The organism is Streptomyces sp. NPDC004126, from assembly GCF_050275515.1.
Taxonomy (GTDB): domain Bacteria; phylum Actinomycetota; class Actinomycetes; order Streptomycetales; family Streptomycetaceae; genus Streptomyces.
Genome location: NZ_JBNNPF010000053.1, coordinates 1 through 14,876, shown reverse-complemented (window position 1 = coordinate 14,876; position 14,876 = coordinate 1). Strand labels below are relative to the sequence as shown.

The window sequence follows — 14,876 nt, the reverse complement described above, 5'->3', positions numbered from 1 at the left end:
GCACTTCCAGCCGAACAACACGACCCAGCCCGCTTCACACGTACGGGTGGCCGACCATCGATTCGTCAGTGGCGGGGGAGGCGGTTGTGCTGGCGCCCCGGTCAGGGGACCGGCGGTCGCCACGGACGGTAGCCTTGGCCCGTGCCCCGTCTCTCTGAAGTCATCGCCGCGCTGGACGCTCTGTGGCCCCCCTCGCGGGCCGAGGAGTGGGACGCCGTCGGCACCGTCTGCGGCGACCCCGATGCCGAGGTCACCCGGGTGCTGTTCGCCGTGGACCCCGTACAGGAGATCGTCGACGAGGCGGTGAAGCTCGGCGCCGACCTGGTCGTCACCCACCACCCCCTCTACCTGCGCGGCACCACCACCGTCGCCGCGGGCACCTTCAAGGGCCGTGTCGTGCACACCCTGATCAGGAACGACATCGCCCTGCACGTGGCCCACACCAACGCCGACACCGCCGACCCCGGGGTCTCCGACGCCCTCGCCGGCGCCCTCGACCTGCGCGTCACCGGCCCCCTCGTGCCCGACCCGACCGACCCGGCGGGCCGCCGGGGCCTGGGCCGGATCTGCGAGCTCGACCACCCCGAGACCCTGCGCGAGTTCGCCGCCCGCGCCGCCGCCCGGCTGCCGCGCACCGCGCAGGGCATCCGCGCCGCCGGCGACCCGGACGCGCTGATCCGCACCGTCGCCGTCAGCGGCGGCTCCGGCGACAGCCTCTTCGCGCAGGTCCGCGCCGCCGGCGTGGACGCCTTCCTCACCGCCGACCTGCGCCACCACCCGGTGTCCGAGGCCCGCGAGCAGAGCCCGCTCGCCCTCGTCGACGCCGCGCACTGGGCCACCGAGTGGCCCTGGTGCGAGCAGGCCGCCGCGCAGCTCGACGCGATCTCCGAGCGCCACGGCTGGGGTCTGCGGACCCACGTCTCGCGCACGGTCACCGACCCCTGGACGGCGCACGCGCCGTCCGCCACACCCCCTTCTAGTGCCTCTGGAGCCCCCAACTGAACGCCGAGCCCGCCGACCAGATCCGACTCCTCGACGTCCAGGCCCTGGACGTCCGGCTGTCTCAGCTCGCCCACAAGCGCAAGTCGCTGCCCGAGCACGCCGAGGTCGACTCGCTGACCAAGGACCTCAGCCAGCAGCGCGACCTCCTCGTCGCCGCCCAGACGCAGGCCAGCGACGCCGCCCGCGAGCAGACCAAGGCCGAGCAGGACGTCGACCAGGTGCGCCAGCGTGCGGCCCGCGACCAGCAGCGGCTCGACTCCGGCGTGGGCATCTCGGCCCGGGACCTGGCGAACCTGCAGAGCGAGGTCGCCTCGCTCGCCAAGCGCCAGGCCGACCTGGAGGACGTCGTCCTGGAGGTCATGGAGCGGCTGGAGGGCGCCCAGGAGCGCGTCACCGAGATCACCGGGCGGGTCTCCGCGCTGGAGGCCAAGCTGACGGACGCCACCGCGCGCCGCGACGCCGCCACCGGCGAGCTCGACACCGAGGCCGCGAAGGTCACCAAGGACCGCGAGGTCATCGTGGCCTCCATGCCGTCCGACCTGATGGCGCTGTACGAGAAGATCCGCGTCAAGCAGGGCGGGGTCGGCGCCGCGCGCCTGTACCAGCGCCGCTGCGAGGGCTGCCGGCTGGAGCTCGACATGGCCGAGATCAACGAGATCAAGGCCGCGGCCCGCGACCAGGTCGTCCGCCACGAGAACTGCGGCCGCATCCTGGTCCGTGCGGCGGACTCGGGCATCTGATGCCGCGCTTCGTCGTGGAGGCGGACGGCGGCTCCCGGGGCAACCCGGGCCCCGCCGGCTACGGGGCGGTCGTCCTCGACCCGGCTACCGGTGAGACGCTGGCCGAGCGCGCCGAGTTCATCGGCGTCGCGACGAACAACGTCGCCGAGTACAAGGGCCTGATCGCGGGCCTGAAGGCGGCGGCCGAGCTGGCGCCCGACGCCATGGTCCGGGTCCGGATGGACTCGAAGCTCGTCGTGGAGCAGATGTCGGGCCGCTGGAAGATCAAGCACCCCGACATGAAGCCGCTCGCGGCCGAGGCGGCGAAGATCCTCCCGCGCGGGCAGGTCACGTACGAGTGGATCCCGCGCGAGCGGAACAAGCACGCGGACCGGCTCGCGAACGAGGCGATGGACGCGGGCAAGCGCGGCAAGCAGTGGGAGCCGTCCGCCTCCACGGCCGACCTCGCCCCCGCCCCGTCCGGGCCCCCCGGTGACGCGGCGAAGGGCGCGGCCGCGGTGCGTGCCGCCCTGGCCTCCGGCGGCGGTACGCGGACCCGTGCGGCCGAGGCCGTCACCGGCTCCCACGGCGCGGGCGCCGTCGACGGTCACGTCGCCGACGTGCGCGCCGCGCGCAGCGCGGCCGCCCCGGACGCGGCCGTCCTCTTCGGTGAAGCCGAAGCCCTGTCCTCCGCCCGCGTCCCGGCCCCGGCCGGTGCGCCCGCGACCGGCGCCGACGGGGCTCCGGCCGCCGCCGGGACCGGATGGGGCGGGTCCGACATGGGGACGCCGGCCACCTTCGTGCTGCTGCGGCACGGCGAGACCGCTCTCACCCCGCAGAAGCGCTTCTCCGGCAGCGGCGGCACCGACCCGGAGCTGTCCCCGGCCGGCCGCCGCCAGGCCGCGGCCGTCGCCGAGGCGCTGGCCGCGCGGGGCACCGTACAGGCCGTCGTCAGCTCCCCGCTGCGCCGCTGCCGGGAGACCGCGCAGGCCGTGGCGGACCGGCTCGGGCTGCCCGTCGCGGTCGAAGAGGGGCTGCGCGAGACGGACTTCGGAGCCTGGGAGGGGCTGACCTTCGCCGAGGTGCGGGAGCGCTTCCCGGACGACCTCCAGGCGTGGCTGGACTCCGCGCGTGCCGCCCCGACGGGCGGCGGCGAGAGCTTCACCGCCGTCACCCGGCGGGTGTCGGCGGCGCGCGACCGGCTGCTGGCCGCGCACGCGGGCCGCACGGTGCTGCTGGTCACGCACGTGACGCCGGTCAAGACGCTGGTCCGCCTCGCGCTGGGCGCGCCGCCGGAGTCCCTGTTCCGGATGGAGCTGTCCGCGGCTTCCCTGTCGGCGGTGGCCTACTACGCCGACGGCAACGCCTCGGTCCGGCTCCTGAACGACACCTCGCACCTGCGCTGACGGCCCCGCCGCGCGCACCCGCAGGCCCCCGCCCGACCACGGGCGGGGGCCTGCGTGCCGTCCGTGCCGTCCGCGCCGTCAGTCCCCGCAGCTGCCGGCGGTGCCCCAGCGCAGGAACTCGCCGCCGCCGGAGGCGTCTTCGGCGAAGACCGCGTACCGGGTGTAGGGCCAGCCGGCCGACCTCGCGGACTCGGAGGTGAGGTCCGCGCAGGCCCGCCGGGCGGCCCTGAGGGCCCACTCCTCGCGGGTGGTCCGGTCCCACAGGGGCTTGACCGCCCAGACGTACATGACCCGGCCGGCCGGGTCGAAGCCGACGGCCAGGTTCTCGTGGCCGAGCCGGCCGCCGCCGGCGGCGGAACCGCCGGCGTTCCACTCGTTGATGATCGACGTGGCGGTCCGGTCGGCGACGCGGATCTCGTCCGCGTCGCTGGACGGGATCTTCGCGACGGCCAGTCCCCCCGCGGCCGGGTACCAGTCGGAGGCCTGCCCGCCCGGCCGGCCGGCGGCGCGGCCGGTGTCCCCGCCGGTGCCTGCGCCGCTGCTCCCGGCGGTGCCCCGGTCGGTGAGGGAGGCCGAGCAGGTGGTGTTCGTACGGAAGTCGTCCGACCAGACGATGCCGGGGCCCGCCGCGCGCCCGGTGTCGACGATCACGAAGGTGCCGTACGGGAGGTCGGGGTAGGCGCTGCGCAGGTGGCGCAGGCCCAGGCACACGGTCCGGGCGACCTCGCGGAGCGCACCCCCGTCGAGCGCCGGGCCGGTGGAGGTGACGTAGACCTCTCCCCGGGGCTGGTGGAAGGTCAGGGCGAAGTCCTGGCCGGGACCGCCGCCGGTGTCGAGCCAGGCTCCGGTGCCGATGGACGGGTGGGCGTCGTGCTCGGCGGGCGTCAGCGCCGCGCGGGCCTGCCGCCAGGTCGTGAGGGTCGGCCCGCCGTCGGCGGTGGCGCCCTTGGGGTCGGCGGACGGGCCGGGGGCGGTCGGGGTGCCGGTGGTGCGGGACGCGTTGCCCGGGGTGGCCACGGCCGGGGCGGCGGCGGCCCGGCCGTCGTCGCGGGAGGCGGCGGGCAGTGCGAGGAGCCCGCCGACGGCCCCGCCGAGGACGGCCGCGCCCACGGTGACGGCGAGCAGCAGGCGCCCCCGGCCGGCGGCGGGCGGGGAGGGCCAGGCGGGGTCGTCGACGGCGGGCAGGTGCCACTGGGCGGCGATCGGGTCGCCGGCCAGGGTGGGCGCGACGGGTGCGAGGCCGGCGGCGAGGAGCTGGGTGGCCTCCGCGGCGAGCAGGGCCGAGCAGCGGCCGGCGGCCCGCTCGGCGGTCGGCCGGGCCGCGGGGTCCTTGGCGAGGGCCGCCTCGACCACCTCGCGGAGCGGGGCGGGCAGTCCGGCGAGATCGGGGTCCCCGGACATCACGCGGAACGCGACCACGTCGGGGGCGCCGGTGCCGAAGGGGAGGCGGCCGGTGGCGGCGTGGGCGACGAGGGCGCCCCAGGCGAAGAGGTCCCCGGCCGGGCCGGTCGTGCCGGAGCGGTAGTGCTCGGGGCTGATCCAGCCCGGCGTGCCGGTCATGACGCCGGTCCGGGTGACGGAGGTGCCGTCGGCGGCGTGGGCGATGCCGAAGTCCAGCATCCGGGGGCCGGCCGGGCTCAGGATGACGTTCTGCGGTTTCACGTCCCGGTGGACCACCCCGGCGCGGTGGATGGCGGAGAGGGCCTGGGCGGTCCCGGCGGCGAAGGCGTACAGGCTGCCGCCGGTGAGCGGGCCGTGGGCGGCGAGGTGCCGGTCCAGGGTCGGGCCGGGCACGTACTGCGCCGCCAGCCAGGGCCGTTCGGCCTCGGTGTCGGCCGCCAGGACGGGCACCAGGCAGGGGCCCTGGACGCGGGCGGACAGCGCGACCTCGCGGCGGAACCGGGCCCGGAACTCCGGGTCCTGGGCCTGGGCCAGGTGAACGGACTTGACCGCGACCCGCGTTCCCCGGGGGTCGAGGGCGGCGTGGACGGTGCCCATGCCGCCGGTGCCGAGGCGCCCGATGATCCGGTAGGGGCCGATCCTCTTCGGGTCGCCGGGGTGGGCGGGACGGACCCGCCCGCCGGGGGCGGTGCTTCTCAAGGGGGCTTCTCTCTTCAGCGCGGCTGATTCGGAGGAGACCGTCTCATTTTTGGAACTCCCTATGTCACGCTTTGGCGTTTTATTTAAGCTGGGCGGCGCTCATGTTCCGCGTTCACGGCGCTCCTTCCGAGGGTGTTCGGCATCCGGCCCTGAGCCAGACGGCAACCACCCAGCGGAGGAGTCCCCATGACCACCCCTTACCCCGGCCAGCAGCCGCAGCAGCCTGACGGCCAGCAGCCGCCGCCGTACGGCCAGCAGCTGCAGCCGCCGTACGGCCAGCAGCCCTACGGTCAGCAGCCGCCGCCCCCGCCCTACGGTCAGCAGCCCCCGCCGCCCTACGGCTACCCGGCCCCGCCGCCGCCCCCGCAGAAGAGCAACGCCGGCAAGATCATCGGCTTCGGCTGCGGCGGCATCGTCCTCCTGGCGCTGGTCCTCTTCGCCTGCGGCGCGGTGGTCACCGGCGCCTCCAAGAGCAGCGCCAAGAAGGACACCCCGATCACGGTGCCCTCCGCGCCCGGGGCGTCGGCCCCCAACGCGGCGCCGATGCAGCCCGCGCCCGGCACCTCCGAGGCGCCGGCCGGGACGGCCGACAAGAACGCCGACGTGGTCCTCACGGCCTCGCCCACGGCGTTCAGGCCCAGCGTCCTCGCCCAGGGCAGCGACTACACCTCCGTGCGGGTGACCATCGTCAACAACGCCGCCAAGCAAGTCGACGTCAACGTCTTCTACTTCGAGGTGACGGCCGAGGACGGCACGCGCAAGCAGATCGAACTGGCGGCGTCCGAGGACCAGATCGACACCGTCAAGCTCGCCAAGGGCGAGAAGGCCACCGGCACCATCACGGTCAAGGGCAAGATCACCGCGAAGACGGTCACCTTCCGGAACGGCTTCGTCGGCAAGACGTACACCGCCCCGGTGAAGTAGCCGCACCCCCCCACCGGGCCCCGCTCCGGCGGGGCCCGGGCGTGAGCGGGCGGATCAGATCCCGCTGGTGTCGATCTCGACGTTGAACGGCTCGGGCAGGGTGATCGTCGTCCCGAACGGGTGGGGGCCGTCCTCCTGCGCGTACCCCTCGTGGACCGGGTCGGAGAACAGGGTCCACGTGCCGTCGATCCGGTCGATCAGGAGGTACAGCGGTACGCCGAACTGGCCGTACCGCCTCCGCTTCTTGACCCGGTCGTCGGCCGCGTTCGACTCCGACGTCACCTCCACCACGAGCAGCGCCTCGTCCACGGGCAGCGACTTGGCGCCCCTGGCGATCTCCTGCGGGATGATCGCGATGTCGGGCAGGTACCAGTTCTCGGTACCCGGCAGGTCCAGGTTCCCCGACCCCTTGACGCAGCGCAGCTCTCGGGCCCTGCGGGCGAGCGCGTCGCGGACGATGTCCACGGCGTTCTCGTGGTCCCAGGTGGGAGCCGTGATCTCGAATTCCCCCTCGATGAGCTGCGCGCGCACGCCGCTCTCGTTCAGTCTCTGGACGGCATACTTCAGCGATGCCTCCCGGTCGACGGGGAGGTACTCGCGGTGCCGGTTCCGGGCGGACATCGTGGGTGCTCCCAGGGTCTATTCGGCGGGTACCGGTCGAGGGGGTGTACGCCCGGTCAGGGCCGCTCTGCATCGGTGGGCCGCACCCGGCGCCCAGTGGCGCAGCGTGGTCACAGCCTGGTGGCCCAGGGCCACCAGCACAGTGGCCACAACCACGCAGGCCGCCGGCAGCAGCCAGGTGATCGCGTCGAAAATCACGGACGATCCTCTCGTCACGGCCACCGTGCCCGGAGCCACCGACAGCGGCTCCGGGTTCACGTGGGCCCGCGGGTTCGGGCCGCGAGTGCGGGCCCGGCCCGGGGAAGAGGAGGAGAACGACAGACGAGTCGGCCTGTACGCCGGGTTCTGTCACCCGGAGACCTCGCGGTCGCCGGGGAGACGGCCATCCATCTAGGACCGGCGTTGCCGCCGGCCTCGTGCGGTCTACCCGCGAACATCGGGCGGGCAGCCCTCAAGCGTTCGCGCAGACCCGTCCGGGGACGGATCCTCTTGACCTTGCTCCAGGTGGGGTTTACCTAGCCGCCTGAGTCACCTCAGGCGCTGGTGGTCTCTTACACCACCGTTTCACCCTTACCGGCGGCCGAAGCCCCCGGCGGTCTGTTTTCTGTGGCACTGTCCCGCGGGTCACCCCGGGTGGGCGTTACCCACCACCCTGCCCTGTGGAGCCCGGACGTTCCTCGGCGGGATCCGGGGACCCCGACGCGGCCGCCCGGCCGACTCGTCTGTCGTGCCGACCATGCTACCGGCTGTCCGTGGCGGCTTGACCTTGACGCAGCGGCAGGGTTTCTACTGAGGGGCATGCGGATCGGAGAGATCGCCGCGCTGGTCGGGCTCAGCACCCGGGCGGTCCGGCACTACCACCATGTCGGGCTGCTCCCGGAGCCGGAGCGGCGCCCCAACGGGTATCGGGCCTACACCGTGCGCGACGCCGTGCTGCTGGCCCGGGTGCGCCGGCTGACCGAGCTCGGGCTCAGCCTGGACGAGGTGCGGGACGTCCTCGCCGACGACGCGGGCCGCGAGCTGGCCGACGTACTCCGGGAACTGGACGCCGACCTGGCACGGCAGGAGGCCGAGCTGGCCGAGCGCCGGCGCCGGCTGGCCGTGCTGCTCGCCGCCGGGCCCGGGGAGGGCGAGCCGGTCTCCCCGGCGCTCGCCGCGCTGCTGGCGAAGGCCCCGGCGACGGACTCCCCGGCCGCCGCGAAGGACCGCGAGCACCTGACCCTGCTCGACGCCACCGGCGGCGTGGGGGAGGAGGTCTACGCCGTGCTCGGCCCGCTGGCCGCCGACCCCGCCGTGCTCGCGCTGTACGAGCGGCTCGACGAACTGGCCGACGCCCCCGCCGACGACCCCCGGATCGGACCGCTCGCCGAGGCCATGGTCGCCGCCGTCCCGGACGCGGTCTTCGACGCGATCCCGTCCGACGGGCCGGTCGTCACCGGGTTCGAGGAGGCGCTGCTCGCCGAGTACGCCCCCGCGCAGGCCGAAGTCGTACGCCTGGTCATGCGGGCCTTCACCGACAGGGGGCGGCGGTGAGCGCCGTCCGCGCCGCGCGGATCGCGGCCTGCGCCGTCATACCCGGCGAGCTGGCCCTCGTCCTGTGCCTCGCGGCCGGGGTGCGCCCTCCCGGGTGGGTGACGGCCGCCGCCGAGGCGCTGGTGGCCGGGGTACTGCTGCTGGAGGCCTGGGTGCTGTGCTCGCTGCGGCGGCGCACCGGCTCCTGGCGGCGGGCCGTACGGGCCGCCGTGCCCGAGCCGGTGCTGCGGCTGCTGCTGCACGAGCTGCGGGCCACCGCCTCCCTCGGCCGGTGGATCGTGCGCCGCAGGCACGGCGTGGGCCCCGGCGACCTCGCCGCCGGGTACACCGGACCGCAGACGGCCATGATGTACGGGCTGCTCTTCGTGTCGGTGGTCGAGACCGTCGGGCTGGCCGTGCTCATCCCCTGGCCCGCCGTGCACCGCGTGGTGCTGGTCCTCGACGTGTACGGGGTGCTGCTGGTCCTCGCCCTGCACGCGGCCTGCGTGACCCGGCCGCACGTGCTGCGGGCCGACGGGTCGCTGCGGATCCGCTACGGGGCCCTGTTCGACCTCACCGTCCCGCCGGACGCGGTGGCCTCGGCCCGGGTGGACCGCCGCTACCCCGAGGGGCGGCTCGTCACCGTCTCCGAGGACGGGGTGCTCGACCTGATCGTGGGCAGCCAGACGACCGTCACCCTGGAGCTGAACCGCCCGCTGGACTTCCGCCGGCCGCTCGGCGCCCGCGCCAGGGCCCGTACGATCCGCTTCCACGCCGACGACCCCCGCGCGCTGGTGACCGCACTGCGGCAACCCGCACCCCCGTGACGGGCTGCCGCACTGCGTGGGGACTCTCCGGGGGGAGGAGGAGTCGTACGCCGAGCGTGGCACCCCGGCAGCGGGCCCGTCTTGTAAAAAACGGCCCGGACCGCTTCAGGCCGACGGCGGCGGGAGCAGCACGCTCGTGATCCGGCCCGGCACCCGGTCCAGCGCCGAGCCCGGCGGGAGGCCGCCGCGCAGAGTTGCGAACCGGCCGGGCGGCAGGCCCGTCATGGCCTTCACCTCCCGGCCCAGGTGCGCCTGGTCGTGGTAGCCGCACGCGGCCGCCACCTCGGCCGGGGGCGTGCCGGCCGCGAGCCGGCGCAGCGCGTGCTGGAGCCGGAACAGCCGGGCCACGGCCTTGGGCGGCAGCCCCACCTCCTCGCGGAACCGGGCCCGCAGCCGGCGCGCGCTCCAGCCGGCCTCCGCGCCCGCCCGGGCCGGCGCACCCGGGCCGGTGTCCGCCCACAGCCGGGCGAGCGCGCCGCGCACCTCGGGGGAGGCGGCCGGGCCCCGGTCCAGGCGGGCCGCGAAGACGGAGTCGAGCAGCTCGAAGCGGGCCTCCCAGCCGTCCGCCTCCCGGAGCCGCTCGGCCAGCCGCGGCCCGCCCGGGCCGAGCACCTCGGCGAGGTCCACCGGCCCCTGCCCGAAGTGCGCCATCGGCACGCCGAAGAGCCGGTGGGCGCCGAGCGGGCTCATGTTGACCTCCAGCCCGTGCACCGCGCCCGCGTGCACCCCGAGGACCGGGCCGGTGCGGGGGCCGCCGATCAGGGCGCGGGAGGCGGCGGCGGGCCGCAGCCGTGCGGTGGCGAGCTCCGCGCCCCGGGTCACCCACAGGCCGTCGTCGAAGGTGAAGACCAGGGTGACGAAGCCGGTGGGCAGCTCCAGGCGCCGTCGGGGCGCGGTGAAACGGGTGTCGAAGCCGGTGTAGTTGACGATGTGCGGCCGCAGCACGGCGGCGGGCCGGCGCACCGGCGGGGCCGGCGGCGCCTCGGCCCGGGACGCGAGCAGCCCGGCGGGACGGGGCCCGGCGGGACGGGGCGCGGCGGGACGGGGCGCGGCGGTACGGGGCGCGGCGGTACGGGGCCCGGCCGGACGTTCGGCGGCTCCCAACTCCGGGCCTCCCGGGGCGCTCGCGCGGCCGGGGGCGCCGCGGGGTGCGCCGATGATGGCAGAGCCGCCGACCGGGGGCCATAGCCCGCGGTGGTCTACGCCGGGGCGAAGAGGATCTTCGCGGTGCCCGGATCGGCCTGGGTCAGCCGGACCCGGATCCGTTCCCCGAGCGGCAGCCGCCCGGCCCGCGACTCGACCCGCCCCACCACGGCCGGTTCCTCCAGGTGGACCGTCCCGACCTCCGGCTCCTGCTCCTTCACGTCGATGACCGTCGCCTCGAAGGTCTCCCCGACACGGTCCTTGAGCAGTGCCGCCTCCACCAGGTCCACGCACTCCCGCTCGACCGAGTTCGCCAGCCGGGTGCCCTCCGCCATCTCGTGCGGCAGCGCCTCCAGCGCCTCGACCGCCCACGCCGGGGGCTCCGCCCCCGCCACCGCCGCCACGCACAGCTCGCCGGCGTAGCGGTCGGCGAGCCGGCGCAGCGGGGCGGTGCAGTGCGCGTACGGGGCGGCGACCGCCGCGTGCAGGGCCGGGTCCGGGGTCCGGCCGCCGGTGAAGACCGTGTAGCCGGCGCCGCGCAGCAGGGCCGTGCACTCCTGGAGGAAGGCGGCGTGCGCCGGTACGCGCGGATCGAGGGAGCGGACCAGCGCCGCGTACGGGACGTGGTGCGGCCAGTCGATCCGCAGCGCCTTCGCCGCCCGGCGCAGCCGCCCGACCGCTCCGTCGGGGGCGGCGGGGAGGGTGCGCAGGATCCCGGTGCCGGAGGCGAGCATCAGCTGGGCGGCGGCCATGCCGGTCATCAGCGAGACCTGGGCGTTCCAGCCGTCGGCCGGGAGCGGGGCCCGGTAGGCCAGGCTGTACGAGCCGCCGTGCTCGACGACCTCCTGCTCGGGGACGTTCAGGGAGACGCCGCCGCGCTCGGTCTCCAGTGCCTCGCGCAGGGTCCCGATGTCCTTCAGCAGCGCCAGGGAGGGTTCGGCGGTGCCGGTGTCGATGGCCTTCTGCACGCCGTCGTAGTCGAGTTTGGCCCGGCTGCGCACGAGGGCGCGGCGGACGTCGGTGGTCTCGACCCGGCCGTCGGAGTCCAGGTCCAGCCGCCACACGAGGGCCGGACGGGTGCGGTCGGGCAGCAGGCTGGCCGCGTCCTCGGAGAGCACGGCCGGGTGCAGGGGGACCTTGCCGTCGGGGAAGTAGAGGGTGGTCACCCGGCGGTGGGCCTCGGCGTCGAGGGCGCCGCCGGGGCTGACGAAGGCGGCGACGTCGGCGATGGCGTAGTGCACGCGGTACCCGCCGGTGGACCGTTTCGCCAGGTGCATGGCCTGGTCGAGGTCCACGGAGGCGGGCGGGTCGATCGTGAAGAAGGGGAGGCCGGTCAGGTCCTCGGACGGCAGCCGGGGAGCGGCGGCCGCCCGCTCGGCCTCGGCGAGCACCTCGGCCGGGAAGGTCCCGGGCACGCCCAGTCGCGTCCGCAGGTCGTCGAGCGCGGTGCGCAGGACCGCCCCGTCCGCCCCGTCCGCTCCGGCCATGTGCATGTGACGGCGTGGCATGGACCGAGCGTAGGCCGAGTGCGGCGGTTCCGCGCGGGCCGCGGAACCCGCCGCGCGCGTAACGCGGCGCGGAAAAGGGCCCTCACGACGGCGTGAAACCGGCTGGAATGTGGGGCGCGGCCGGGGCGCAATGTGGTGAGCGGTTTACCGGTCCGGGGGGAAGGGCCGGCCCATTGGCGGAACCAATCACATCCACACCCACATCCACATCCATTCGAATTCGATTCGAACTCGGCAAAAACGGGGCGGGCATGCTGTTGCGCATTCATTTCACGGGAGCCGATCTGGTCCGCACGAGCGTGGCCAGCCGGCCGGATCCGCTTTGGGAGACGGTATTGAGCCTGCGCGCGTTACAGCGCCGTCCGCAGAGCCCGGCGGCCGAATGCTGGGCCCGCGACGTCCTGGCCCGGCAGGCCGGGAACCTGCGGACGCTGCTCCCGCTCGTCCGCCCGCACGGCTACTTCCCCGACTTCCTGACCCCGCCCGACGGGACGCTCGGGATCGAGCCCGCCCTCGACTCCCTCGGCGCCACACCCGCCCGCCACCTCCGCGGTGACCTGGCCGTCCTCGGGGCGGACGGCACCCTCCCCGGCTGGACGGGCGACCTCGCCGCCGGCCGCCCCGACGCCGTACGGGACCTCACCCGGGCCCTGCGCGGCTACCACGAGGCGGCCCTGGCGCCCCTGGAGCAGGCGATGCGGTCCACGGTGGGGGCGGAGTACGCCGCGCAGGCGAAAGTCGCGGCCGAATCGGGAATGGAAGGCGTCCTGTCGGGCCTCGGACCGGGCATGCGGTGGAAACCGCCCGTGCTCGAAGTGCAGTACTCGGTGAATCAGGAACTCCACCTGAACGGGCGGGGGCTGCTCCTCGTCCCGACGATGTTCCGCACCCGCACTCCGGTATCCCTCCTGGACCCGGAACTGCCGCCCGTGCTCACTTATCCGGTGCGCCGCCCGGAATACCCCGACGCCCGCGCGGGAGAAAGACTCGGTCCCCTGATGGGCCGCACCCGCACGGCGATCCTGAGGTCCACTTCGCAGACCCCGCACAGCACGTCGGAACTCGCCCGTCTGGTGGGCATGTCGCAGGCGTCGGTCAGCCACCACACCACCGTGCTGCGCGCGGCGGGCCTGATCAGCTCGACCCGGCACCGGAACACGGTCCTGCACAGGGCGACTCCGCTGGGAAGTCTTCTACTGCGCGGATGAGGCCGCGTCCACGTCTTTCGAAGAGGTTCGAAAGACGTGGACGGGGCGCGGCGGCGCGTCGGAGAGTCGCTCCGTCCGCAGCACCTCCGCGACACGAGAGGCTCGATCATGCAACGAGGCAGGACCGCAGCAGCAGCGCTGGCACTGGCCGTGACGTCCCTGCTGGGCTTCGCCGGCACGTCGTCCGCCGACGCCACCGGTGCCACGGGTGCGACCAGTGACCACCTCAACCGGGGCTCCACCCTGTGGGCGGGCAGCCAGATCGAGAGCAGCACCCGGTACGGATACGCCCGGCTCGTGATGCAGACCGACGGCAACCTGGTGCTGTACGGCAACAACCGGGGGGTCTGCTGGGCGTCCCACACCTACGGCCTCGGCGGGAACCGGGCCGTCTACCAGGGAGACGGCAACTTCGTGATCTACACCGGATCCGGCCGCGCCGTGTGGGCCAGCAACACCCTGGGCACGGGCGGGACCAACGTCAACGTCAACTACAACGGCCAGGTGTGGGTCGGCGTCACCCAGCTCACCGGCGACTGCGGCTGATCCCCTTCCCCACCCCCCACCGGCGGCCACGGCCCGCCCACGGCCCCACCGGCCGAGGGCGGGGCCGTGGCCGCGGCCGTTCGCCCGTGACCGGTCCGCGGCGGGCCGTCTACCCTGGCCCGGGGGCCGCATCCCCTGCGCCGCGTCGTCTGAAGGAGAACCACCGTGCTCGTGCTGCTGCCGCCCTCCGAGGGAAAGGCCGCCGGCGGCTCCGGCGCACCGCTCGACCCCGCGTCCCTGTCGCTGCCGGGCCTGGCCCCCGCGCGGGCGGCCGTCCTGGAGGAGCTCGTCGAGCTGTGCGCGGGGGACGAGCCGAAGGCGCGCGAGGTGCTCGGGCTCAGCGAGGGCCTGCGCGGTGAGGTCGCGAAGAACGCCGGCCTGCGCTCGGCGCCGGCCCTCCCGGCCGGGGAGATCTACACCGGCGTGCTCTACGACGCCCTGGACCTGGCGGGGCTGCCCGGGCCCGCGCGGGAGCTGGCCGAGCGGACGCTGCTGGTGTTCTCCGGGCTGTGGGGCGCGGTGCGGGTGACGGACCGGATCCCCTCCTACCGCTGCTCGATGGGCGTCAAGCTGCCGGGGCTGGGCGCGCTGGGCGCGTACTGGCGCACGCCGATGGCCGAGGTGCTGCCGCAGGCGGCGGGGGACGGGCTGGTGCTGGACCTGCGCTCGTCGGCGTACGCGTCGGCGTGGAAGCCGAAGGGGGAGACGGCGGGCCGCACCGCCACGGTGCGGGTGCTGCACTCGCAGGTGGTGGACGGGGTGGAGAAGCGGTCGGTGGTGAGCCACTTCAACAAGGCCACCAAGGGCCGCCTGGTGCGGGACCTGCTGCTCGCCGGAGCCGTGCCGGGGTCTCCGGCGGAGCTGGTGACGGCCCTGCGGGACCTGGGCTACGTGGTCGAGGCCGAGGCCCCGGCGAAGCCGGCGAAGGCCTGGTCCCTGGACGTGGTGGTCACCCAGATCCACTGATTCCTTCTTGACGCGCCGCACCCCTTCTCGACGCGCCGCTCGCGCAGCTCGGCCGCGGGCGGCCTCCCCGGCTTCGCGCCGCTGCGCCGGACTCCGTCCGTCGGGGGCAGGGCGGGGCCGGTTCGGGTGGCCGGTGCCGGTGCCGGTGGGTCGGGTGCGGGTGGGTGTGCCGCTGCGCGGGCTGGGTCCCCTACCCTCCCCCAGACTCCGTCCGGGGGGACCCCCACTTCCACCGTTCCCAGGGGATCCGCCCCTGACCCCGATACCGGACGCTCCGCGCCCGGTGCGCTCAAACGCCGCGCGGGCTGGAATTTCGCTGCGCGAAATCCAGCCCCGCCGGCGTTTGAGGCGCGGGGGTCTGGGGGCGGTGCCCCCAGGAGGGGGTCCGGGCGGA

The 14,876-nt window shown here is 75.2% G+C and carries 13 protein-coding genes and 1 other RNA gene; 9 read left to right on the top strand and 5 right to left on the bottom strand.

Features of this window, described 5'->3' with window-relative positions:
* The first annotated feature begins 141 nt into the window (after positions 1-141).
* From ACQKM2_RS33750 to ACQKM2_RS33740, 3 genes are read left to right on the top strand one after another with little or no spacing between them, the layout of a single operon-like run.
* A complete protein-coding gene (locus ACQKM2_RS33750; RefSeq protein WP_125605266.1) occupies positions 142-1,002 on the top strand; it encodes a Nif3-like dinuclear metal center hexameric protein in 861 nt (286 codons plus the stop codon).
* Positions 999-1,742, top strand: coding sequence for a zinc ribbon domain-containing protein (locus tag ACQKM2_RS33745; RefSeq protein ID WP_427716704.1), 744 nt, complete (start codon positions 999-1,001; stop codon positions 1,740-1,742). Before ACQKM2_RS33750 ends, ACQKM2_RS33745 begins: the two co-directional genes overlap by 4 nt.
* Positions 1,742-3,127, top strand: coding sequence for a bifunctional RNase H/acid phosphatase (locus ACQKM2_RS33740; protein ID WP_427716637.1), 1,386 nt, complete (start codon positions 1,742-1,744; stop codon positions 3,125-3,127). Before ACQKM2_RS33745 ends, ACQKM2_RS33740 begins: the two co-directional genes overlap by 1 nt.
* Positions 3,128-3,205: 78 nt before the next feature.
* On the opposite strand, the gene ACQKM2_RS33735 is transcribed toward ACQKM2_RS33740, so the two are convergent.
* Positions 3,206-5,227, bottom strand: coding sequence for a serine/threonine-protein kinase (locus ACQKM2_RS33735; RefSeq protein WP_427716635.1), 2,022 nt, complete (start codon positions 5,225-5,227; stop codon positions 3,206-3,208).
* A 186-nt stretch (positions 5,228-5,413) separates the two neighbouring features.
* Here ACQKM2_RS33735 and ACQKM2_RS33730 point away from each other — a divergent pair, with 186 nt between their 5' ends.
* Positions 5,414-6,151, top strand: coding sequence for a DUF4352 domain-containing protein (locus tag ACQKM2_RS33730; protein WP_427716632.1), 738 nt, complete (start codon positions 5,414-5,416; stop codon positions 6,149-6,151).
* 54 nt (positions 6,152-6,205) lie between these two features.
* On the opposite strand, the gene ACQKM2_RS33725 is transcribed toward ACQKM2_RS33730, so the two are convergent.
* Together ACQKM2_RS33725 and rnpB are read right to left on the bottom strand one after the other, a co-directional pair.
* Entirely contained in the window at positions 6,206-6,772 is a 567-nt protein-coding gene (locus ACQKM2_RS33725; RefSeq protein WP_427716631.1) for a Uma2 family endonuclease, read from the bottom strand.
* Between the two features lie 318 nt (positions 6,773-7,090).
* An RNA gene (gene rnpB, locus ACQKM2_RS33720) (RNase P RNA component class A) lies at positions 7,091-7,493 on the bottom strand.
* A 77-nt stretch (positions 7,494-7,570) separates the two neighbouring features.
* Between rnpB and ACQKM2_RS33715 the strand changes: the two genes are divergently transcribed.
* Together ACQKM2_RS33715 and ACQKM2_RS33710 are read left to right on the top strand one after the other, a co-directional pair.
* Positions 7,571-8,305 carry a MerR family transcriptional regulator gene (locus ACQKM2_RS33715; protein WP_427716629.1) on the top strand — a complete coding sequence of 245 codons (735 nt, stop codon included), beginning with the start codon at positions 7,571-7,573 and terminating at the stop codon, positions 8,303-8,305.
* A complete protein-coding gene (locus ACQKM2_RS33710; RefSeq protein ID WP_427716627.1) occupies positions 8,302-9,111 on the top strand; it encodes a hypothetical protein in 810 nt (269 codons plus the stop codon). The genes ACQKM2_RS33715 and ACQKM2_RS33710 overlap by 4 nt, the downstream gene beginning before the upstream one ends.
* A 105-nt stretch (positions 9,112-9,216) precedes the next feature.
* Here ACQKM2_RS33710 and ACQKM2_RS33705 read toward each other — a convergent pair whose 3' ends face one another.
* Both ACQKM2_RS33705 and ACQKM2_RS33700 read right to left on the bottom strand, forming a co-directional pair.
* Complete coding sequence (locus ACQKM2_RS33705; protein WP_427716625.1) at positions 9,217-10,215, bottom strand: helix-turn-helix domain-containing protein; 999 nt, start codon at positions 10,213-10,215, stop codon at positions 9,217-9,219.
* A 95-nt stretch (positions 10,216-10,310) separates the two neighbouring features.
* Positions 10,311-11,762: an RNB domain-containing ribonuclease gene (locus tag ACQKM2_RS33700; RefSeq protein ID WP_427716623.1), complete on the bottom strand. Its 1,452-nt coding sequence runs from the start codon at positions 11,760-11,762 to the stop codon at positions 10,311-10,313.
* 335 nt (positions 11,763-12,097) lie between these two features.
* Here ACQKM2_RS33700 and ACQKM2_RS33695 point away from each other — a divergent pair, with 335 nt between their 5' ends.
* From ACQKM2_RS33695 to yaaA, 3 genes are all read left to right on the top strand, one after another.
* Positions 12,098-12,970 carry an ArsR/SmtB family transcription factor gene (locus tag ACQKM2_RS33695; RefSeq protein ID WP_427716620.1) on the top strand — a complete coding sequence of 291 codons (873 nt, stop codon included), beginning with the start codon at positions 12,098-12,100 and terminating at the stop codon, positions 12,968-12,970.
* 108 nt (positions 12,971-13,078) lie between these two features.
* Positions 13,079-13,516, top strand: a complete 438-nt coding sequence (locus ACQKM2_RS33690; RefSeq protein ID WP_427716617.1) for a hypothetical protein — start codon at positions 13,079-13,081, stop codon at positions 13,514-13,516.
* A 165-nt stretch (positions 13,517-13,681) separates the two neighbouring features.
* Entirely contained in the window at positions 13,682-14,482 is an 801-nt protein-coding gene (gene yaaA / locus ACQKM2_RS33685) for a peroxide stress protein YaaA (RefSeq protein WP_427716614.1), read from the top strand.
* Positions 14,483-14,876 lie beyond the last annotated feature (394 nt).